Annotated in this window: 22 protein-coding genes, 1 riboswitch and 1 other annotated feature; of the genes, 14 read left to right on the top strand and 8 right to left on the bottom strand. The window is 33.2% G+C overall.

Features of this window, described 5'->3' with window-relative positions; all coding sequences use genetic code 11:
* Nucleotides 1-502: 502 nt before the first annotated feature.
* Entirely contained in the window at nt 503-1348 is an 846-nt protein-coding gene (locus SB717_RS00190) for an isocitrate lyase/PEP mutase family protein (RefSeq protein WP_410902932.1), read from the bottom strand.
* Nucleotides 1349-1444: 96 nt separating this feature from the next.
* Nucleotides 1445-1921 carry a DinB family protein gene (locus SB717_RS00185; RefSeq protein WP_074682985.1) on the bottom strand — a complete coding sequence of 159 codons (477 nt, stop codon included), beginning with the start codon at nt 1919-1921 and terminating at the stop codon, nt 1445-1447.
* A gap of 160 nt (nt 1922-2081) precedes the next feature.
* Between SB717_RS00185 and SB717_RS00180 the strand changes: the two genes are divergently transcribed.
* From SB717_RS00180 to SB717_RS00170, 3 genes are all read left to right on the top strand, one after another.
* On the top strand, nt 2082-2993 hold the full coding sequence (locus SB717_RS00180) for a DNA-3-methyladenine glycosylase family protein (protein WP_410902931.1): 912 nt from the start codon (nt 2082-2084) through the stop codon (nt 2991-2993).
* 332 nt (nt 2994-3325) lie between these two features.
* A complete protein-coding gene (locus tag SB717_RS00175) occupies nt 3326-4432 on the top strand; it encodes a HesA/MoeB/ThiF family protein (protein WP_074682983.1) in 1107 nt (368 codons plus the stop codon).
* A 17-nt stretch (nt 4433-4449) separates the two neighbouring features.
* The gene (locus SB717_RS00170; protein WP_074682982.1) at nt 4450-5688 is read left to right on the top strand and encodes an MFS transporter; all 1239 of its coding nucleotides are present in this window, start codon (nt 4450-4452) and stop codon (nt 5686-5688) included.
* Nucleotides 5689-5955: 267 nt separating this feature from the next.
* On the opposite strand, the gene SB717_RS00165 is transcribed toward SB717_RS00170, so the two are convergent.
* Together SB717_RS00165 and SB717_RS00160 are read right to left on the bottom strand one after the other, a co-directional pair.
* Nucleotides 5956-6390: a hypothetical protein gene (locus tag SB717_RS00165; protein ID WP_410903429.1), complete on the bottom strand. Its 435-nt coding sequence runs from the start codon at nt 6388-6390 to the stop codon at nt 5956-5958.
* 18 nt (nt 6391-6408) lie between these two features.
* The gene (locus SB717_RS00160) at nt 6409-6759 is read right to left on the bottom strand and encodes an ASCH domain-containing protein (protein ID WP_410902930.1); all 351 of its coding nucleotides are present in this window, start codon (nt 6757-6759) and stop codon (nt 6409-6411) included.
* A gap of 514 nt (nt 6760-7273) precedes the next feature.
* Between SB717_RS00160 and recA the strand changes: the two genes are divergently transcribed.
* The 6 genes from recA (at nt 7274) to SB717_RS00130 (ending at nt 12769) form a co-directional block, all read left to right on the top strand.
* Nucleotides 7274-8314, top strand: a complete 1041-nt coding sequence (gene recA, locus SB717_RS00155; protein ID WP_410902929.1) for a recombinase RecA — start codon at nt 7274-7276, stop codon at nt 8312-8314.
* Between the two features lie 497 nt (nt 8315-8811).
* The gene (locus SB717_RS00150; protein WP_074683248.1) at nt 8812-9840 is read left to right on the top strand and encodes an ROK family transcriptional regulator; all 1029 of its coding nucleotides are present in this window, start codon (nt 8812-8814) and stop codon (nt 9838-9840) included.
* Nucleotides 9841-9900: 60 nt separating this feature from the next.
* Nucleotides 9901-10281 (top strand): VOC family protein, encoded by a 381-nt coding sequence (locus tag SB717_RS00145; RefSeq protein WP_410902928.1) that lies wholly within the window; start codon nt 9901-9903, stop codon nt 10279-10281.
* A gap of 101 nt (nt 10282-10382) precedes the next feature.
* Nucleotides 10383-11588, top strand: a complete 1206-nt coding sequence (locus SB717_RS00140) for an MFS transporter (RefSeq protein ID WP_410902927.1) — start codon at nt 10383-10385, stop codon at nt 11586-11588.
* A gap of 266 nt (nt 11589-11854) precedes the next feature.
* Entirely contained in the window at nt 11855-12085 is a 231-nt protein-coding gene (locus SB717_RS00135; protein WP_410902926.1) for a hypothetical protein, read from the top strand.
* A gap of 18 nt (nt 12086-12103) precedes the next feature.
* Nucleotides 12104-12769: a DUF3885 domain-containing protein gene (locus SB717_RS00130; RefSeq protein ID WP_410902925.1), complete on the top strand. Its 666-nt coding sequence runs from the start codon at nt 12104-12106 to the stop codon at nt 12767-12769.
* Nucleotides 12770-12959: 190 nt separating this feature from the next.
* Here SB717_RS00130 and SB717_RS00125 read toward each other — a convergent pair whose 3' ends face one another.
* On the bottom strand, nt 12960-13151 hold the full coding sequence (locus tag SB717_RS00125; RefSeq protein ID WP_410902924.1) for a hypothetical protein: 192 nt from the start codon (nt 13149-13151) through the stop codon (nt 12960-12962).
* A 106-nt stretch (nt 13152-13257) separates the two neighbouring features.
* On the opposite strand from SB717_RS00125, the gene SB717_RS00120 reads away from it, so the two are divergent.
* The 3 genes from SB717_RS00120 to SB717_RS00110 all read left to right on the top strand — a co-directional run bounded on the left by SB717_RS00120 (nt 13258) and on the right by SB717_RS00110 (nt 14742).
* On the top strand, nt 13258-13527 hold the full coding sequence (locus SB717_RS00120; RefSeq protein ID WP_074683242.1) for a hypothetical protein: 270 nt from the start codon (nt 13258-13260) through the stop codon (nt 13525-13527).
* A gap of 345 nt (nt 13528-13872) precedes the next feature.
* Complete coding sequence (locus SB717_RS00115; protein WP_410902923.1) at nt 13873-14058, top strand: hypothetical protein; 186 nt, start codon at nt 13873-13875, stop codon at nt 14056-14058.
* 240 nt (nt 14059-14298) lie between these two features.
* Nucleotides 14299-14742, top strand: coding sequence for a hypothetical protein (locus tag SB717_RS00110; RefSeq protein WP_410902922.1), 444 nt, complete (start codon nt 14299-14301; stop codon nt 14740-14742).
* Nucleotides 14743-15068: 326 nt separating this feature from the next.
* Here SB717_RS00110 and SB717_RS00105 read toward each other — a convergent pair whose 3' ends face one another.
* Nucleotides 15069-16445 (bottom strand): amino acid permease, encoded by a 1377-nt coding sequence (locus SB717_RS00105; RefSeq protein ID WP_410902921.1) that lies wholly within the window; start codon nt 16443-16445, stop codon nt 15069-15071.
* Between the two features lie 43 nt (nt 16446-16488).
* Nucleotides 16489-16703, bottom strand: a binding site (T-box leader).
* Nucleotides 16704-17225: 522 nt separating this feature from the next.
* Between SB717_RS00105 and SB717_RS00100 the strand changes: the two genes are divergently transcribed.
* Complete coding sequence (locus SB717_RS00100) at nt 17226-17741, top strand: DinB family protein (RefSeq protein WP_410902920.1); 516 nt, start codon at nt 17226-17228, stop codon at nt 17739-17741.
* A 773-nt stretch (nt 17742-18514) separates the two neighbouring features.
* Here the strand turns inward: SB717_RS00100 and csaA are convergent.
* Both csaA and SB717_RS00090 read right to left on the bottom strand, forming a co-directional pair.
* Nucleotides 18515-18844, bottom strand: coding sequence for a chaperone CsaA (gene csaA / locus SB717_RS00095; protein WP_410903428.1), 330 nt, complete (start codon nt 18842-18844; stop codon nt 18515-18517).
* Nucleotides 18845-19144: 300 nt separating this feature from the next.
* Entirely contained in the window at nt 19145-19552 is a 408-nt protein-coding gene (locus SB717_RS00090; protein ID WP_144646316.1) for a hypothetical protein, read from the bottom strand.
* 1076 nt (nt 19553-20628) lie between these two features.
* A riboswitch (SAM riboswitch) is annotated at nt 20629-20729 on the top strand.
* A gap of 81 nt (nt 20730-20810) precedes the next feature.
* On the opposite strand from SB717_RS00090, the gene SB717_RS00085 reads away from it, so the two are divergent.
* A complete protein-coding gene (locus SB717_RS00085) occupies nt 20811-21938 on the top strand; it encodes a 5-methyltetrahydropteroyltriglutamate--homocysteine S-methyltransferase (RefSeq protein WP_098623050.1) in 1128 nt (375 codons plus the stop codon).
* Nucleotides 21939-22227: the final 289 nt, after the last annotated feature.

Genomic DNA, 22227 nt, shown 5'->3' with positions numbered 1-22227 from the left:
CTGATTTAAACTGGAAGTGGTGAAAATATATAAACAAAGAAGTCAGGTCGCGGATATCTAGCTCTAGTCTGTTGAAAGCATAGTTAAGAAGTACAATAGCCATCATCCTTTAGCGTACATCAATACCCTTGGATTGATGTTTAAGAATACGGTATTGTTCTTCTAGAGCCATCCAAGATAGAATCTGTGGAACTCGCGTTACAGTTAAACTAACAATAAGATACTATAGAGGAAATAAATACAGTTTGATGACTAGTTACTTCCTTAGTTTCTCAACCACCTACTGAGAAAACGTTGACAGACAAACAGTGTATAAAAAGCTGCATACTCCGGAAAAGGGCCCTTGACAGAACCGCTCTGCATCAAGGTTTTTTTATGATGTTTTCCAGAAATGCGTTTTATGGTAACTGTTTAAGTATAGTTCAAACAGTAAAAGAACTACTGTATATTTCAGTAGTCCTACCAGTTCTATAAAGGCAAGCTAAATTAAATTTGATAAATTCTATTCAGGATTCCCAATTAGTTCTGTTATCGCATCATAACTCATATTATCATTCATTAATCGTTGAAAATTATTATCATAAAGGATATCTTCAGTAATTCTTTGTAATAATGTAGCAGTTGCTCTAAAAGGGGCGGATCCAGTACTTATTCTTTCAATAACAACTTGCGATAATGTATTAATAGAAGGCAAGTTTGGCCCAGACAAAAGATTAATGGGACAAGATAGTTCTTGTCGAACTTTTTTAATGGATTCCATGTCATATAGTCCAGGAATAAAAATACAATCTGCTCCAGCCTTTTGATATGCTTTTCCCCTATTGATGGCTTCTTGAAGTCTTAGATCCGGATCTCCTATATTTAACCAATACAAATCAGTGCGCGCATTAATAAATAATGGGGCTTTTAGCGATTTGGATAGTAATCTAATTTCAGATATTTTTTCTACTTGCAACGAAACATCTAAAATAGGACTATCTAAATCTCCCGTCCCATCTTCTAGGTTTATACCAATTCCTCCTGCTAAAATAATTTGTCTTGTATTATCTACCACTTCATTAGTAGACCTTCCATAGCCAGACTCTAGATCTACACTGACAGGAATATTGACGGAATTAATAATTCTCTTAACAGCTCCTAACATTTGTTCAAAAGGGATTTTTTCACCATCATTATATCCTAAAGACATTGCTATGCCAGCACTGGTTGTTGCAATAGCTGGAAACCCATTTTTCTCAAAAATTTTAGCACTAATAACATCCCAAGCATTAGGCAATACAAAAGTATAGGGTCTTTTGTGAAGTTGTTGAAACGTCTGAAATTTAAGTAAATGCTTTTCATTATTCACAATGGTTCTTCCCCCTTTAAGTAAACAACTTTATGGCTTTGTATGAGCGTTCTTTAGAGCAGAGAAAAATAAAACAACGGGAGATTAATCAGAAACTTAATCCCATATTATAGGACGTTTAACTTTTGCAGTTCTTAAATAATCTAAAAGTTGTCCTGTATGTACTGATTCATGATAAGCAACTCGTAACAACATGTCTCCTAACTCTCGAATATATCCCATCTCCGATCGATCTATTTTTATCTCTGTTAGCTGCTTTTCATGAAGGAGGCCTAAAAACTCTATAAATTTTTCCCTATATGGTTGAGCAAACTTTAACGCTTCTTCAACAGAACTAAATGTTACTTCCTTATAAGGATTATGCTTCTCTGTTAGAGAAAGGTTAAGGGGTTTTTCTAACATTTGATGATAGAGGTATTCTCCTTCAAGAACATGATGTATCATCTCCCTACATGACATTGCCTCTGGATCAGGGCGCCAGTCTAACCTATCTTGAGGTATTGACATCCATACTTTTATACTTCGACGTCTCACTTCTTCAAAGTTTAGTAAAATAATACTCATCGCATCCATTTTTGCTCACTCCTTTAGTTTTACTATAAATATAACATATCCAAAGTATTACAATGAAAAATATGGATGGTTTTATAAATATTATCTGTTTATTTAGATTAATCATTAATTTTTCAAGAAAGCCTGTTAATATAGATTTATTAAAAATTAGGAGGAACTTATGAGACAAAAAATAATTAGAATTAATAAACCAAGCATATATAATTTTAAATTAATTTTAAGGTATATAAAAAACTCGCCCTCCTTTGTAATCGAGAAGGTTATTGAAAACACATATTGTAGAGCTTTTGTAATAGGAGGAAGAACGTACCTAGTACTAGTTAGGGACGAAGGAATCGATAGTAAGTACTTGGAAGTTAAAGTTATTGGGGAAGAAGTTAAAAATAATCAGCTTCAACTAGTAAAGGAGAAAATCATCACAATATTTTGTCTGGAACAAGATATAATCAAAGCACAAAAGTTTATAGCTAATGAATCTAAGATCGGAAAATTAATAAAAATGTACGAAGGGTTTAGACCTGTTTTATTAGGAGGTGTCTACGAATCCACTATATGGGCAATCATCGGCCAACAAATTAGTGCAAAAGTTGCTCATAGGATTAAAAAGAGTTTGTTAGAAAAAACAGGAGCTAAAATAATAATCAATAACTGTGAATATTATACAGATTTATGCCCCCACAAGGTGGTGAAGTTAAATATAAACCAACTTCGTGACTTAAAGCTAAGTCAAAGGAAAGCTGAATATATTCATGAAATAACTAAAGCCATTATAGATGAGGAGCTAGACTTAAGTTGCTTATATTTATTAGATCGTGACGAGGGTTGTAGCTATTTAATGAAACATAGAGGTATAGGGAAATGGACGGCAGAGTCAATACTAATGAGAGGTATAGGACGTCAAGACATTATACCCGCAGGAGATTTAATTATACGTAAAGTAGTAGGAGAGATTTATGAGTATAATGAATTATTAACAGAATCACAAGTTAGAAAAATATCTACTCAATGGAAAACTGCGGAAACCTGGATTACTCATCTATGCTGGTTTTACATGCAAGAAAAAATATTATAAATGGAATATTTGTCGGTTTAAAATAAACGAAAAAAAGTATAATTTACCTGTTTTTGTTTGAATATTATAAAAATTGGATTTAATTGTTGAAAATACCTTTTTAATGCAATATTATGAATATATCTTTTAAGAAATGGAGGTGTTAGTTATGAAAGTAAAAGTTAAAAAAACAACTAATAAAGCTGCAGTATTAAACGGTATTCCAGGCTAAAACGTTATCATTATGTGAACTACTTACTTATTGTTTAAACTTCAAGTCTGTAAATATAGGGAACTATCATATGATAGTTCCCTATTTCAATAATTAAGAGAAATGGAGTGAAATGTAGAAAATGAAGCCTAAGTTCAAAGAGACAATCCCTGTATTTTTTATAAATGATGAAATCCATATTGGTGAAGAAGATGGAGTAGCAGGAGTTATTGAAGATCCCAGTGGAAGTATTAAGTATTTAATTTCTCTTATTAACGGAAAAAATTCTATAGAAGAAATAATACATTTAGTCCAAGAAAAGTATCCAAATATAAAAGAAAATGAGGTATTGGAAGGGGTAAAGGCATTAGATACAGAGAAATATTTAGAAGATAATTCTTTAAATCCTCAATCTATAGGAGATTATGAACTCGAAAGATACAAAGCAAACCTTAATTACTTTTCGCTTTTTACGTCTTTAGAGGACAATAAGTACAATGTGCAAGAAACTATCATAAATACTAAGGTTGCTTTGCTCGGAATCGGAGGTTTAGGTAGTCAAATACTATATCATCTATCTGCATTAGGTTTTCATAACATTAATGCATTGGATTTTGATACTTTGGAATTAAGCAATTTTAATAGACAGTTATTATATTCTGAAAAAGATATTAATAAGTTAAAAACGGAATTAGCAAAGGAAAGAATATCGCGTTTTAATCCTAATGTTAATTTAAACGTTACTAATAAGCGTATAGAATGTGCTGAAGATGTAATGGCACATATTGAAGGTAGTGATTATGTAATTTGTGTAGCCGATAAACCAACCCTTCATATACAGGATTGGGTAAATGAAGCAGTAGTGAAGTTAGGAAAGCCGTTGGTTTCAGGTGGAGTCCTAAACACAAGAGGCAGATTTTATTCTATGTTACCAGGAAAAACTGGGTGTGTAGAGTGTCATAAACAAACCATAATTGAAAGTGATGTTATAGTTAATAAGCAACTTGACAGTATGCATCAGATAAATTTTCAACGAAATAATGCTGCGATTAGTCCTAATGTAGCTATGTTGGCTGGTGCTATTGTAAATGAATTTTTAGGGTTGGTAACAGGTATTCAAACTCCAACATCATTAGGGAAGATGATGGAATTAAATTTCCTTACATATCAAACTTACCCTATTTCAGAGTGGAATAAGAAAGAGGATTGTCCAGTTTGCCATTCCGCACCTGTAACAGTAGGTAAATAATTATGATGGGGGGGTAAATGTTGAAATCTTATGAAGTACTAAAGAACAGAGATTTTTTATGCTTATTTTTAAGTGCCACAACAAGTAAGTTGGGCACGTCTTTTTTTCAAATTGCACTGCCTTTATTAGTATATGATTTGACTAAATCACCAAGTTTAATGGCATTAACATTTGTTTTAGAAATTACGCCTCAAGTATTGTTTAGTTTGTTAGGCGGAGCCTTAGCTGATCGTATAAGTAAGAAATACATTTTATTAATAGGTGATATTTTATCAGCCATTTTAATTATTATCATACCTCTTGCAGCTTCAATAAACGTGTTAGATATATGGATTGTATATGTGGTAGCTTTTTCAATATCAGCTGTCAGTGCATTTTATCATCCAAGTTTTGAATCAGTCATACCAGAAATTTTAGAAGGTGAAAATTTAATACAGGGTAACTCTTTATTCAAGTTATCAGAGACAATTACAACCTTTGCAGGCCCTTCAATAGCAGGCATTTTAATTGCTTTGGTTGGAACTCATAACTTATTATATTTTAATTTTTTCACGTATTTTCTTTCTGGAATATTCATTGGCTTAATAACTAAGAAATATAAAAGCCAGAATTCAGTTAATAGTTCTATAATGAATTCAATAGCTGAAGGAGTTAAATACGTTATAAATACTAAAAAGATTTTGATAGGGACTATTCTCATATTCTTAATCAATGTGGGTTATGGTGCTATGGAAGCTTTATTTATGTTTCATCTAAAGGATAATTTACATTTATCGGCACAGTATATTGGTTTAATATTTTCTCTACAAACCTTAGGGTCATTTGTAGCAATTTATGCTGCAAATAAACTAAATAAATTACCACGGGGAAATATAATTATCTATTGTGGTGTGATAATAGGTTTAGGGCAAACTATCCTTACTTTTTCAAACACTGCAGTTATTTTGTTAATAGCCTGTAGAATTGTAATTGTCGGTTCGGTAACATTATTAGCAATTAATTGGTTTACCCTTAGGCAAGAGATTGTGCCATCAGCCTTATTGGGAAGAGTAATTAGCTCAACTCGTATGTTAGCTTTTTTGGCTTTACCGATTAGTGGAATGTTAGCAGGTGTTGCAGCCGAATATATTAGCGTCTCTTTAATTTTTATTTCAGCAGGCATCCTAACGATTGTGGCGTCTTTAATCGGCATTAAGACCTCTCTATTTGAGACCCAACAATCTATAGACCAACCTATTAATAGTAGCAACAAGTAGATAATTACTTGGGTTGACTTGAAACATATTGATATTTAGTGTATTCTTCTATAAGAACTTCATACTTGGAGTTTAAACAATAAGTAAGAACCCCTTTAACATATGGTTAATAGGGGGTTTTTAATTTTTAATCCAAATATGTATCTGATATACAAGCAAAAATCTTTTTTATACCGAAAATATGAGTTATGTTAAGTAAAACGTAAAGTATTTGATAAAAATAATCAGTTTAACTATTTACTCTTAGTGATGACAAATGGATGGATGTCACCAAAAAGCTGGCTTACCGACCATAAACCAAAGCATAGTCATTAATAGGATGATATAAATCCAAATAGATCGCTCTAGTTTAGCTGCCAGTTCTTTTTTATTTTGTCCTTCCTCCTTGTACTTTCGAAGTGTTGGTGAAAAAGCACGGGCCAGAAAGAACAGGGAGCAAAAGAGGAAAATCAGTGTCATTATAATCCACGGCGTAGTCCACGTCCATGGGCCACACATAACGAGGAGTATCCCTGTGATAACAAGAACATGGCCCGTATGTTTTGCGAGCCTAACAACAGATTGAAATGTGATCAAATAGGCATTCACTTCTTGTTCTCTTGAACTATGTAGTTTTTTAACAATTGGTAAGAGAATAAAAAAAGGCCCAATCGATAAAATGACACTAGAAACATGAATATATACTAATATACGGTACAACAAATCCATTTCTTTTACCTATCAATCGTTAACTAATCTGAACTCATGCACCCATACCCTCATTTGCGGAAGCCAAGGCATCCCAGGATGATAAGACAAAATAGATTGTTTATATTCCTCTACTGTAGCATAGCCTTCCTGGCGAGCATTTTCATCTGTTAATTCACCTAGGGATTGAGAATAAACCCGTTCCACTATAAACTTTTTATCCCCTAGGACCATTATCTCTCCTACATCAGCATATCTTCCATTTCGGCGAGTTGCTGTTTTGCTGCCTTTGATTACTTTATTTACATCATCCGGCATTGTTACAAGTCGATCGATTGTACATGTTTTTGGTGGCAATTCATTTTGTGCTTCATGGTTACTCATTAAAAAAACTCCTTTCATTTCTTGTCTCTTATTTAATGTATCACATTTTTAATAAAGAATTTCATTTGAATTTATTAGGTTGAAATTTTCTCTAATAAATCTATTATAATTTATCCCTTTTGTTAGTCGATAGTCTAAGCACATAACATAATGTATATAAGAGGATGAATTATTTTTTGAGCGTATAATAAGGGTTATTTTATAGATTGAAGTTTCGATAACTATAAATATTAAAGGTATCAACTTGTTTTTTACAAAAATAAGATATTTCTTTAGCTAGTTCGTAGAAAACTTTCTTCTTTACAACTAGATGCGGTTATTGTATGATTAAACAACAAGAACATTTGTTCGATATTAAGGGTTTAGAGATAAATAAAGGAACAACAGAATAAACCAAGACAGTTAAACACAAAATTTTCTCGCACGGAGCAAAAAAATTTGAGCCAACTCTTATTATTTATCCAAATACATTGTCGTTTACTGTAAACGTAATAAAAATCGGAGGTTTCAAATCATGAATGATAAACAAGCAGCACTAGACATGGCTCTAAAACAAATTGAAAAACAATTCGGTGCAGGATCAATTATTAAGATGGGGGAAGGCACACATACAAAAGTTGAGGCATCTAGCTCAGGCTCATTAGCTTTAGATATAGCTCTTGGAATTAATGGTTATCCCAAAGGAAGAATTATGGAAGTGTATGGACCCGAAAGCTCAGGTAAAACAACAGTTTCCTTACATGCAATTGCAGAAGTACAAAAAAATGGAGGTCGAGCTGCCTTCATTGATGCTGAACACGCACTTGATCCAGTTTACGCAAGAAAACTAGGTGTAGATATTGATGAGTTACTTTTATCTCAACCAGATACTGGTGAACAGGCACTTGAAATTGCTGAAGCATTAGTTAGAAGTGGTGCTGTAGATATTATTGTTGTTGACTCAGTAGCAGCATTAGTTCCTCAAAAAGAAATTGAGGGCGAAATGGGAGATTCTCATGTAGGTCTACAAGCTCGTTTGATGTCTCAAGCACTTCGTAAACTATCTGGAGCAATTAATAAGTCTAAAACCATTGCTATCTTCATCAACCAAATCCGGGAGAAGGTAGGCGTTATGTTTGGAAATCCTGAAACAACGCCAGGTGGAAGAGCGCTAAAATTCTATTCTTCCGTTCGCCTTGAGGTTCGCCGCGCTGAACAACTTAAACTGGGAAATGACATAGTTGGTAACAAAACAAGAATTAAAGTAGTCAAAAATAAGATGGCACCTCCTTTTCGCATTGCTGAAGTAGATATTATGTATGGAGAAGGTATCTCAAGAGAAGGAGAAATCTTAGATATTGGTTCTGAAGTAGATATTGTTCAAAAGTCTGGATCTTGGTTTTCTTATAATGGGGAACGTTTAGGGCAGGGACGAGAAAACGCTAAGGTTTTCTTAAAAGAAAACCCTGAAATTAGAGAAGAAATTAGAAAAAACATTATTGATTTTAAATATGGTAATACTGACAACGATAACGATAATGATATTGATAACAATAGCGAAAACGAAAGCCAATAAAAGCATACAATTCCTTACACTCAGCCGTTCAGTTATATGAAGGAAAGCAAAAGGTACCCTTCATATATATGCTTAAAAACCATTTTATGAAGCTACCTAAGTTTCTGATTACGTGGTACGGAAACTACGAAAGAGTTGCTTTTTAAAAGTGATTATGAAAACTAATGATATTTTATGTATCAGAGTGCCGTCTAATATATCATTAAAAATTAGGTTGGATTAAAATAAAAAACCCTTGTCACATGAACGTGTGTGGCAAGGGTTTAATTTTTGTTCTTTTTCATAATTTTATAAAATTATATAGAAATGCCACCTTCTTTTGTTATTGTACTGTATTCCTTTCAAGCAAAGAAAATGTAAGTAAGGAAGTAAACAATTAAGCACATTGCTATGACTTTTAATAAGATATTTTATGAAAGTAGTGGATAACATTAAAGTTCTTCTTGTATACTTATTAAAGACATTTAATAAGTTGAGTTTAATAGGAGGTATTAGCAATGAAAAATATCCCAAATTTAACAGGTAGTACAACTTTGTTTAAAATTCGGAAAGGCTTTATAAAATTAGATAATGTTACAAAAGTAGAATTAAGCAAGAAAGTAGGAATAAGTTTTCCCACTGTAAGTAAGTTTCTTGATCAAATGGAGAGCAATGGAGAGATTGTATTAATTGGATTAGATAAGTCTAGTGGAGGGAGAAAAGCAAAAAGATATAGGTACAATTCCGACTACATGTTAGGCTTAGCAATATTTTTAGAAGAAAGAGAAACACAGTATACAGTTTTTAATTGTATGGGTGAAATAAAGAAAAAGGGACAGGTAGAGAGTGTCTTAAACAAAGATAGTTTAGATCAATTAACCAATTATATTCAAGAAATCTTAATAGAAAATCCGACAATTAGTTCGATAGCTATTGGTCTTCCTGCTTCTGTTGATAACGGTAATATATTTCACATACCCAAATATGATCATCTTCAGAACTTTAATTTAAAGGACTATTATGAAGAGTATTTTTCTATCCCCGTCACAGTAGAAAACGATATGAATGCAGCTGTTCTAGGCTATAAAAATAATAATAATATAAATGAAATAAACTCTCTTGTTTATTTATATTTGGGTCAAAATGGCCCTGGAGTGGGGCTATTGGTTAACGGATTGGTATTAAGAGGTACTACCAATTTCGCCGGGGAAGTTTCGTTTGTTCCTTTGTATAATAAATACAATTTTCAACAAGCATTCGAAAAAGGCCATAGAGAGAGAACACAGTATGATCTGCAAGAAGGAGAAATAGATGCGATTAGTAGGTTAGTGGTTACATTTACAGCGACTATAAATCCTCATACCATCATTTTTTCTGACCAAGAGTTTAATCAGATAATACTTGATCAAATTAGTGATCAAAGTTCCAATTATGTTTCACAAAAACATCTGCCTAAACTGATTATGAGTAATTGGAAACAAGATTATCTATACGGATTACAAAGTCTTGGGATTGATCTCATGATGAACGAAACAAGCAGAAACTAGAATCCTTAAATGAAATAGATGCAATGCTAAATAAGCTAACACTAGATGGAGGGAAATCAAATGAGGATTGAACATGTAGCTATTTGGGTCAGTAATTTAGAAAGCATGAAAGAGTTTTATGAAACCTATTTTAAAGGAAAAGCAAATCAAAAATATCACAATAAAGAAAAGGGGTTTGAATCGTATTTCCTTCGCTTTGAATCAGGTACAAGGTTAGAAATTATGCGTAGGATTGGAATTAATGAAAAAAATTCAGATGAGATGCTAGGATGGGCTCATATTGCTTTTTCTCTAGGCAGTAAGGAAGCAGTTGATGAATTAACAACGAAACTAAAAATGGATGGCTATAAACTTGTTAATGGTCCTCACACTACAGGAGACGGTTATTATGAAAGTGTTATAGAAGATTCTGAGGGGAATCTTATTGAGTTAACAGTATAGGAAAGGCTCAAGGTTTTAGAGCTATTTTCGAAACATACAATAACAGTTTAACTTACTTAGGGGAGAGCAAGTAGGTTATTTATCATCATAGGAGGGGAACAATGAATTATTCATTAGATCGTCAACAAATTAAATTATGGCATCTGTCTATTTATTTTATTTTTGCATTACCGGGATTTTCTATGGCCTCGTGGGTATCACGTACACCTACTATTAGAGATGCATTAGGCGCTTCAACAGCTCAGATGGGGTGGATTATCTTTGGGATGGCTGTAGGATCTATAGTAGGCCTTATGAGTGCTAGTCATCTTATTGCCCATAAAGGTGGACGTTTTGTCATGGTAACAGGCCTAGTCATTAGCTCCATAGGGCTTATAATTGTAGGCGTAGGCGGCTCATGGATTATCAATAGTATTATAGTATTTTTAGGGTTAGCTATTTTCGGATTTGGAAATGGAATATGTGATGTTGCGATGAATGTAGAAGGGACAGCCGTTGAAGGAGTTACTAAAAAGTCTCTTTTAACTGGTTTTCATGCGGCATTTAGCGTGGGAACACTTCTTGGTGCAATTGTCGGGTCAGTAGCTACCAAATCTGGAGTTTCAGTACCAGTCCATATAACATTTGCTGCAATAATTACTGTTCTATCTATTATATTTTTAGCTCGATTTGTCCCAATAGGTACTGGAAAGGAAAATAACGACGATTCTAATGAGCCACCTATGAGTGCTAGAGAAAGGATGGCTGTATGGAAGGAACCAAGAACAATTTTAATTAGTATTATTGTTCTTGGAATGGCATTTGCAGAAGGGTCTGCTAATGACTGGCTACCACTTATTATGGTTGATGGATATAGTGTTACACCTACCATGGGTTCATTCGCTTTTGGACTATTTGTAGCAGCAATGACTATAGGCCGAGCAATAGGAGGATTGTTGCTCGATCGATTAGGAAGAGTACTAGTTCTCCGTATATCTGCACTTCTTGCAATTGTAGGCCTACTTATCGTTATATTTGGAGGAAACTATAAATTTGCAACTATAGGAATCGTATTATGGGGACTCGGTGCAGCGTTTGGCTTTCCAGTAGGGTTGTCAGCTGCAGGAGACGATCCACGTGGAGTGGCCGCTAGGGTTAGTGCAGTAGCTACAGCAGGCTACCTTGCATTTCTTGTAGGGCCTCCTTTTTTAGGGTTCGTTGGAGAAATGATCGGATTGCTTCGTGCCTTAATCGTTGTACTAATTACCGTAACCATAGCTGGTTTGCTATCTCAAGCTGCTAAGCCTATCGGTAAGACAAATAACTAAAAAATTAGAAACAGGGAGAGCTTGTATAAGATACAGAAGGGACTTCTATCTTTCCTGTATTATTAAATAATATATTAGGCGAAAAATACCTGTTACTTTCTACTATTACCTTTTTAACAATTGTATAATATTTTGATATTAAAACTAAAGATATATAATTTTTTTGTGCTAACTAAGACTGTGTACGATACACATTCAGGTTTTTATGATTGAGAATTAAGTTATAAAATCAAAATTTGATAAGGGACTGACAAAGAGAGAATACAATGAATGAATCAATTGTGAATGAGTTAATAAATAGACTTTCTCCGTTATCATCTGAAAAAGAATATGTTGAATTAGCAGTAGATTTAAATGACATTTCTGAGAGTAGTAATAAGATTGAGCGATTAATTAAAAACTTTCTTAGCTCTTCATTAGATAAAGAAAAAGTTATAGAACAATTAATTGAAATAGAATTGGAGCTTGTCCATATTAATTGGCACTATAAAAATTAAAAAAATGGAGAAAAATACATGAGCACTAACACTCTGCCTTCATTTTTAGAAAACTATTTTGAAGGATTAACTTTAAGTCCAGCCTTGTTTTATTCGTGGAAATATAGCATTCGCTTTGAAATATCACATCCATTAATTTCATATTACGAAAAGGATTGTTTGAAACAAGCTTTTCATCGATCCATTACATTATTCCATAAGGTATTTGAAGAGGAGGATGAGATTCTTTTTGTTACGGATGTACATACTATGAACAAAGATCTTTTCCTTCAAAAAAGACCTTTAAACGTTTATTTAAAATACATAAAAGATAAAAAGCGGTTATATCAATTAAACCATCACCGTTTTCCAAGCGTATTCCAGGATGAAGACGAAGATGATCAATCTTTGACTCATCGCTTTGTACTTTCTTGTAAGAAAACAGAATTGAGATATGTGCAACTTTTACAGGCCATTAATTATGAAGACTTTGCTCATCCATCTACTATTATGAAAAGTAATCCCCAAAGTGGTTATGATATTTATTTTATTAATCTCTCTAAGAAAATGATTTTTCATTTGTATGATGATCGCGGATGTGATATCTTGGCCTCCAATAAAGAATCTATACGTTTTCTTTATGAAGAATATAATAATTGGATTTTGGATTATAATCGAGAAGAAATTGACCTTTTGTTTACTTGATAGAGTAAGCGATCCTGTCTTAGAAAAGGGTAATGATATTTGGTTTGAAGTTGATAGAAAGGCAAGAAGACGAAGAGAAAGAAGAGTTTTTACATGATAAACTATATCAGTCATATTGGGATTGGGAAAAAGCCTCTAATAAAAATAAATAGATAAATACAGCGCGCATAAAAGCCCTTTAGAAGGGGTTTTATGCGCGCTTTAAATTGTATCGGGGTGGAGGACCATAACCTTGTTTACGTAGATTTCTTTTATAATCGTGGTTAAGGCGATGCAGTGCCTTATCCCGTTTTTTAGGAGAAAAAAGTTCAAACATGACTCTTTCTTGAATTCTCCTCTCAAAAAAGGTTCTTACAACAATTTCTTCTATATCTTTATTCATTTAATGCCCTCCTTTATACACCCTTATTATACAAATATTTCATTCGCGACTGAAATCATGCCAACCTTTTGATAAAATGTAACGATAAGGAAGGAGAAAGAAGTACATGGATACTAATCAACTACCGACAAGAAGTGAAAGACATAAAACGAAAGAGAACTCATCTCAGCTTAGTGCTGCATTTGTATTAGGGACGTGCTGGATACTCTTTACACTGACTCCTGAATCATGGAGGTCTCCAGGGACTTACATTGTTATCGGCATAATTGCTATTTATCTATCAAGTAAATTAGATAAATTTAAATGCTCCCGAACAGTAAAATGGACGATTGCTCTTTTAGTTTATGTCATTGGATTCATTTTGTATGTTCTATAAAGGAAACAAGTACTATACATATAGCGTTTCTTCATTATTCTAACATCTTTATATTTGATCATTACGTTTATCATCAACATCAAAAACATAAAAGGGTGTGAACTAAGAAAAAGACTAGTTAAGTTTATTGCACTGTTTATTTCCTTTAGTGCTGCTATATATTTTTTTAAATATATTTTTCGGCCATCTCAAATAGATATTTATGATTTTAGCACGCCTTTAGCGATGGCTATTAGCTTAACTTTTTTTGATTTAATGTTCTTTAAAGATAAAGAACGCTAATTAATGATTGTGGTTCCTTAGTTTCTACGATTTAAATGTTATTTATAGAAAGGGAGAAATTTAATGAATATTTTTGATTGTCTAGATGAACTGCAGGTAGAATTGTTTAAAGAATCAATTGAAGAAATTGAAGCTAAGTATTATGAATTATGTTCTACTGTCGTGGAAGGTAATACAGCGAAACGGATTCGTAATATAAATTTAGATACTTTTCAAACACGATTAAAGAGGAGGTCATTACATTGTTAACTATTAAGAACTTTCATTTGTTGAACAGTCTTTCGCCGGACTTTTCATGGAGTAGAAAATTTCGAACTATTTTCCAATGGCGGAGCCATACAGTTATCTATATTACAGATAATAGATCTTCGTGATAGAAGTTGGGAAAACATTAGAATTCAAGTACATGATATTAACTGAATAGTGATTTTTGGGTAAATCACTAATAAAAAAGGACATACTAACGTTATCTAAAGAAGAGGTGTTGCTATGGAATCTCCTTTTGAAATGATAACCAATGTGGACAAGGTTGAAAATGCTTATTATATAGAAGTGAAACCAGGTGAGTACAATGCAAAGTATTGGAATAAAGAATCGGTCTATTTTGCTGATGAAGCTTTTGCTTATTTCTACACCACGATTTGCAAGTATGTACCACAGTATCAGCCTACCCAAGTGACAGAAATCAAAGCAGAAACATGGCTGAGGGTCAGTAATCAGCTGCAAGAACTCGCGTATTTTTTGAGCACCAACCCGCCTATGATTAAACTAAAGAAATGGATTGATTTTAGCAAAGTAGAGGAAACGTACAAACAGTTTGATCATCACAAAAACAAGTACATTCCTGATTTAATTAACATGATTAACGAATTTACAGCGTGGATAACAAAGGTATGTCAAACACAATCGTACATCACCATTTTGGGCACTTAATGGGAATCGATGTTGCTTATTATAATCTACAAGCTATGCAGAAAATGAAAGAATTGCTCAAAACGAATATGCCATCTTGTATGGCTTATTACGCTAAAGAAATAAACTATACTCACAGCGAAAACAACTATAAGGAGATGCAAAGAGTATCTCACACTTACCAGGCTTTGAAACCTTAGAGGCTTGGAATGAAGAGCAAAAATCCCAAAAACAAATCGTGAGTTAAATCACTAAAAATGCTCTCAGATGAATTAAGTGATTCTATAAATCAAAAAAGCTACTTTAAAAAGTAGCTTTTTGATTTAAGTTTTTGAAGAATTTAGAATCTAATTGGTATCATTCAGCATTTCAAGAGAAGTAGGTTTGGTGTTCTTTTTGAAAAATGAAAGAATTACCATTACAAGAACGAATGCTACACAAACTATAGAGCTTAACCTATTCGCACTGTCTATGAGAAAGACTATGAAGCTAATAATTAATGTACATGCGGCAAAAAGCGTTAAATAAGGAAAGCCCCAAAGTTTAAAATATGGTTTTTCTTTATATTGAGGACGTAGCTTTAGCTGAGCTAAGCAAATACTAATCCATATAAGAGAAACTGTAAATCCAGGAATAGCTAATAAATAAGAAAAAGCTTTTTCAGGATATAAGTATACGAGATACGTTCCCAATAATAAAAATAGGACACTGAAAGTTAAGCTGTAAACAGGTACGCCTTGTTTATTTACATAGGACAGACTTTTAGGAGCATCTCCCGACTGAGATAAAGAATGAAGCATCCTTGTACAGCCATAAATACCTGAATTGGCTGCTGAAAGGACAGCTGTTAATAAAATAAAGTTCATAACATGAGAAGCCCCTTGAATCCCGGCTGTTTCAAATACTTGGACAAAAGGGCTAGCATTTGCATCAATTTTATCCCATGGTATCAAGCCACAGATAATAAAAATAGGCAAAGTATAAAACAGAACTACTCTCCACATCACGCCTTTAACTACCCCTGGTAAGACCTTTTCAGCATCTTTTGTTTCCGTAATAGTTAAACCAATGAGTTCTGATCCTCCATATGAGAAAATGACTACAAGTAATGTAGAGAAAACGGCTTTCCAGCCATTTGGCACAAAATCACTATAATTGTGAAGGTAATGAGAAGATGAATTATTACTTGGCATAATTCCAAATAGTATCGCTATACCTAATAAAATAAAAGCAATAATAACAAAGATTTTAATACCAGCAAACCAAAACTCAATTTCTCCAAAAGACTTTACGCTTGTAGCATTAATTAAAATAAGTACAATTGAACAAATGAGACAGAGAATCCATAAAGGAATAGAAGAAAACCAATATTGCAGAAAACTACCTGCAGCGATGACTTCAATAACGCACACAGTAAGCCACATAAAGCAATAAGTAGCTCCCGTTACAAAAGAAAAACGTCTTCCAAAAGCTTTTTGAATTAGATCTTTCATATTGTGGGATGGGTATACAATAGCCATTTCAGCCAAAGCTCCCATTACAATGAGAAGCAATAGTCCAGCAAATAGATACGAAAAGATAACCGAAGGTCCTGCTAATCCAATTGTATCGGCACTCCCTTTGAAAATCCCTGTTCCAATCATTCCTCCAATAGCAATCATTCGAATGTGTCGCGGTAATAATTGCTTTTTTAACGTATTCTTTGATGCAGTATTTTCTTTCATGATGCCCTCCTTTTAACATAAAAAAGTCCCTGCTGAATTATTCAGCAGGGACGAAAATTTCGCGGTACCACCCTATATTGTAAAAACATCTTACCTCTTAATTAGCATAACGGTTTTATCCGTCCTCTCTAAAATACCATTAGAAGAGGAAGCTCTAGGAGTGAATTTCAACTCTAATCTTTGTACTGACTTCCACCAATTATCAGCTCTCTATAACAGGGAGATTAGAATTACTTAAGATCCTATCTTAGCTTTTGTTTATTAAATTAAAGTGTATGTAATGTATATCATCATAGTTAGTTTGAAATTAAATGTCAATATGTTTTTATCTATTTACAGCTATAAGAAAAGTTATTAGATTTTACATAAAGATAATCATTACCACTATTCGGTATTTAATCATTCCTTTTCCAATCAGTTGTACTGTAATTGAATTGTACGCTTTCCTATAATAGAAAACCTACTGTGCAAACAAGAGTACAGTAGGTTTTTAAATCAGAATAAAAATGGTGAGAATATATCTCAATATTGTATTTTATCCTAAAGAATAGAACAAGGCAAGAGTTATTCTTTTCTTTTACAACATTTGAATTACACATATACAAAACCTTTAATAATAGGAATTTTAAAGGTTTGTTACTTCTTATAATTCATATTAAGTGAACAAAAAACTCCTTTAAACAAAAGGTCTGGAGGATATTTTTATAGAAGTATAGTTAAGTTGACTACTGATACCTTGTGTAATGTCGATAATGAATTGGGAAATAGGGGGAGTTTCAAATGTCACATCACTTATTAAAATTGTGCGACTACCATGTATGGGCAAACCGAAAAATTTTCGATCGATTAAAAGAACTTTCTGAGGACATTTACGACAAGGAAATTCAAAGCGTTTTTTCTTCTATATCGAAGGTGATGGCGCACATTTATGTCTCTGACAACATATGGTTAGATTGTATTTCTGGTGAAAGGTTTGATGAAGCATTTGCGTCGGCTAATCAACTGAGAGAACAGATTGAAACGAAAAGAATCGAGGAAGTAGAAACGATGTTTTTCGATTTATCTGGCCGGTACAAAGCGTTTCTCAATCGTCAAGAAGATATAGAAACCGCCTTTGTGCTTGAAACTTCATTTGCTGGACGACTCGAAACCCGTTTATCTGATGTAGTACAACATGTTGTCAATCATGGAACATATCATCGTGGCAATATTACAGCTATGCTACGGCAATTGGGCCATCCCGGTGTTATGACTGATTATATTTTATATTTATATGAAAGGGATACAAAAGAGTAGTTTCTCCTCTATCTAAAAGGGGTAGCGTCAGGAAATGCGGATTTACAACGTTAAGGGAATTCTAATATTAAAAGGCCCAATCCCTAGGTATTAAACTAGAGAAATTGAGCTTTTTTCGTTCCTCCATTTTTATATTTTTATAAGAAACGAAAAAGCACCTCCCGTACAAATAGAAAGGTGCTTTCTCGTCACAATCATTTATAAATAAAAACCTAGTTAATCAAAGACTTTGATATGCAGAGAAATGCTCGCTGACAAAATTAACTTTTGTTTTTCATATAATTCCTGATTCAACGCAAATTTTGGCGTTGTAGAAACCTTTATTTTCTTGTTATCTCTTACCATCTCTTTGAAGGAATCCTCTTTTTGAGAGTTCTTTCTTATTGTAATCTAAAAGCTATGCAGAAAGTGAAATAAGCGCTTAAAAACGAATATGGCTGTATGGAAGCGTGTTAGGTTTCAATGGATTAGATAATGCCAAATTAATTGATGCTTTTTTATCAGCAACCAAACACTTGGTAATATCTCCAAGTAGTGCATAGTAAAGCTTAAAACAATGTAAAGAAATGATCGAATATGATTCTATCAAAGCTTTTGAACTTGGCTTTTAAAGTATTAAAGAATTCACTAATTATCCCTGAACTAAACCACACAGATTAAATTGTTGCTACGTTGCGAGTTCATACACCTAAATATACAGATATATTGGAGATATTGGAGAAAGAACTTGTTAAGTAATAAAAAAAGTGCGAGGAATGTATGGATTCCTCACACTAAGCAACTGGTGTACCATTTTTAACGGTCCCATCGGGCTTCAATAGCACTACGTCTCCTTCTTCTGGAACGCCACCAATCACCAATACTTCAGATTTAAAACCTGCTATACGCATAGGAGGAAAATTCACCACAGCAACCACTTGAGAGCCTATTAATTGTTCTGGCTTGTAACGGCGCGTAATCTGAGCTGAAGAACATTTTACTCCAAGCTCACCAAAGTCTATCTCTAGTTTTATTGCCGGCTTTCTTGCTTCTGGAAATGGTTCAGCTTTGACTACCGTACCAACACGAATATCTAATTTTAAAAAATCCTCAATTGCTGCCATTATAATCACCTACACCTTTATTATTTCGAGCTACATTTAATAAAATTTTAATGTACTCGTTTGGGCTTTAATGATTGTAACATAAGCAGGAGACGCATTTTTGTTCTGATTTAAGAAGACTTTGTCTAATTATAAGATATAAGGTAGCAAAAGACGTCAGACCATTGATAGTGTACTAACGCGGTAACATCGCTGAACTAGACACCGATTAAGAAATAAAATGGTGATTTTTTGGCTTTGTAGTTACCTTAAAACTGTATATAGGAACCTTTATCTTTAAAATCTCTCCATGAGTAAAGTTTATTTCTCATTAGATAGATTAAAAAATCTTTGATTAACAATTTGAAAAGGATATAACAAAATTTGTCTGAGAGTTAAAATTGTTACATACTGGAACGGATTAATTTTTTTGAGTTTAAAAACTTTTATCTCTTTTAATTTTGGCAAAACTACAAATGTAAAGACAACATGAATAATGAAGTTTACAGTTATATATAGAGGAAATTTACCGTACGTTGACTTAAGTACCCACATTGACACAGTAAAAAACGGTCCCCAAGTCCATACATCTTCACCAGGGATTTTTGGATGTATACTTTGTCCAAATGTCCAAAAGCGCTTCCTCTTGGCATAAGAATTAAGATATTTGGTTACTATACCAATAGCAATTGATGCAGGAAAAAAGCGTTTAAATTCATTACGCTTCATAAATAAAAAAGTTGACCATCAAGTTATAACTAATAGGATCAAAAATAGTCTATTTTTTTTCATATCATATACACTTCTATATTTATAAGGTGCACATTTATTTTAAAAACAAACATGTAATTACTTGACATTTATTGCTCTAATTATTTCATTTAAGGAACACGGAAACACACTAGAAAAACTATCTGGTTCTAAAAGCCTAGACGTTGCTGAACTCAATGATGGATCCTATGTACAGCTTTTATAAGAAGAACTAATGCAGCTGGATATATTATAGAAAACATGCGTTAGGTCATGGAAAGTTTTAATTTTTTCACATGGTATAATTATTAGAAATTATATCTCATAAATAGCGCAAAGTGATCAATATTGTGTGTATGAAAATTGCAGTGTTTCCGTTATTAGTTACATAAATCGTTGGAGCAGGGTCGTAAAATTTGCTGACACTCATTATAGAGAAAAAGGGAGTAAGTATTTAATGAATCAACGTAAGATTCTAATACAACGTCCGTAAAAGTATACATTTTTATTTAACATGATGTGCCTTTTTGAAACATATAAAAAAGAAAACCCTTGAGAGGAAAGGGTTTTCTTTATGAAATATGCAAATTTTTATAAGTTATTGATAGGATAGGCATTCTGCAAATCAAGTCAATGAAAGCAATGTATAAAAAATGCAGCTTATAGCTATAGACCCTTATTAAAAAATGGTATGCTAGGTACAAAATGAAAAAATCTATGTCCCTGTTAAAAAGAAACCCTATATTTAAATAATGGGGGTGCTCTTATACAGTAAAATTTGTATGACAATCTTTCAAATAATATGTTATACTAGCTATAGACCTAATCTTTCTTACATTTTAGTATAGAAAACCTAAATTCCCAAGGAGCACCCTTATTCTTCAAAACCATTAACGATGAGGGTGCTTTTTCCTGTCTTAAAAGTTAACGGTAGGAATTCCTTTCTGTTAAATAAATAGATATTTATACTAACCGATATTTCTGATTTTTTAATCTTTTAATTGACAAGCTAGAGAAACACGTGTAGTATTGTCCCTAGTTAAATAAATTGAATATTCTTATCTCGAGAGGTGGAGGGACTGGCCCTAGGAAGCCTCGGCAACAGACTGTTAAAGTACTGTGCCAATTCCAGTAGCAATTTGCTTGAAGATAAGAAGAGAACCCATAACGATTATTAACCTCTTCTTATTTTTAAGAAGAGGTTTTTTATTTTAAAAAGAAAGAAGGAAACAAACTCATGACAAAGACACTAGTGAAGGCTCCATTTAAAGCTGATCACGTAGGCAGCTTTTTACGACCAACTACTCTCAAAGAAGCAAGAAAAGCGTATGCAAATGGTACAATTAATAAAGCAGATTTAAAATTTGTAGAGGACAAAGAAATTGAAAAGCTTGTCCAGAAGCAAATTGAAGTAGGTCTTAAATCTATCACGGACGGTGAATTTAGACGTTCTTGGTGGCATTTGGACTTCCTATCAGGCTTAGAAGGTGTAGAGCAGTTTGAGACAGAATATATCAGCCAATTCAAAGGTGCAAAAACCAAAAATAACGCAATTAAGGTAGTAGGTAAAGTGGACTTCAATCATCATTATATGGTGGAACATTTCACGTTTTTAAAAGAAGCTGTCGAACGACATGGTGATGGAAGCCAAGTCGCTAAATTCTCAATTCCAAGTCCAAACATGTTATTTACTCGAATTCAAGAAGATACATATTACAATGGAAACAGAGATCAATTTTATCATGATACTGTGGCTGCTTATCAGAAAGCGATTCAAGCCTTTTACGACGCAGGCTGCCGTTACCTACAATTAGACGATACTTCGTGGATTGATTTTGTTTCTGAAGACCGTATCAATACGGTTGTTGAGAAGCTGGGTATGGACGTAAAGGACATTATTGATACACGAGTAAGCTGCTTAAATGATGCTATTTCTAAAAAGCCTGAAGATATGATCATCACAATGCATATTTGTCGTGGAAACTTCAGATCTACGTACATCACAAGTGGTGGTTATGATACTATATCTGATGCTATCTTTGCTAACTTACATGTAGATGGACTTTTCCTTGAATATGATGATAACCGTTCAGGAGATTTTGAACCGTTAAAAAGCTTTACACGCAACAATCAAACCGTTGTATTAGGGTTAATAACATCTAAGTTTCCTACATTAGAAGAAGCTAAGATTATTAAGCAAAGAATTAAAGAAGCAAGCGGATATATTCCTTTAGAAAACTTGTCATTGAGTCCTCAATGTGGATTTGCGAGTACCGAAGAAGGAAACGAATTAACAGAAGAGGAACAGTGGAATAAAATTAAACATGTAATTCAAATTGCTCAAGATATCTGGGGAGCTAACTAAAGAGGAATATTTGTTATTTGCTTATAGGTTCGGTGGTGTCGAGCTCTCGTAGTTAGTTAGGCACTGTTTCTGCTGGCTTACTAACTTTTGAAAAGACTCTTTAAACCAACTAAGCTAAAAAAGTTTAAATTCGTCATTTTACTATTTATTTAGTTGGAAAATGGAGATCTAATTCTTCATTAACAAATTTTTCTATCTAAAGTTGTAATATTAATAATGCAGAAATGAACAAATTCTTAAATAGTAGAAGAGGCCTGTATCTAAGGGTATACCGACTTGTCTTTTAACT

Origin of the sequence: Priestia sp. SIMBA_032, assembly GCF_046535215.1 — a bacterium.
GTDB classification, from domain to species: domain Bacteria; phylum Bacillota; class Bacilli; order Bacillales; family Bacillaceae_H; genus Priestia; species Priestia aryabhattai.
The sequence above is the reverse complement of the archived record's forward strand: the minus strand, read 5'-3'. Positions and strand labels throughout refer to the sequence as shown.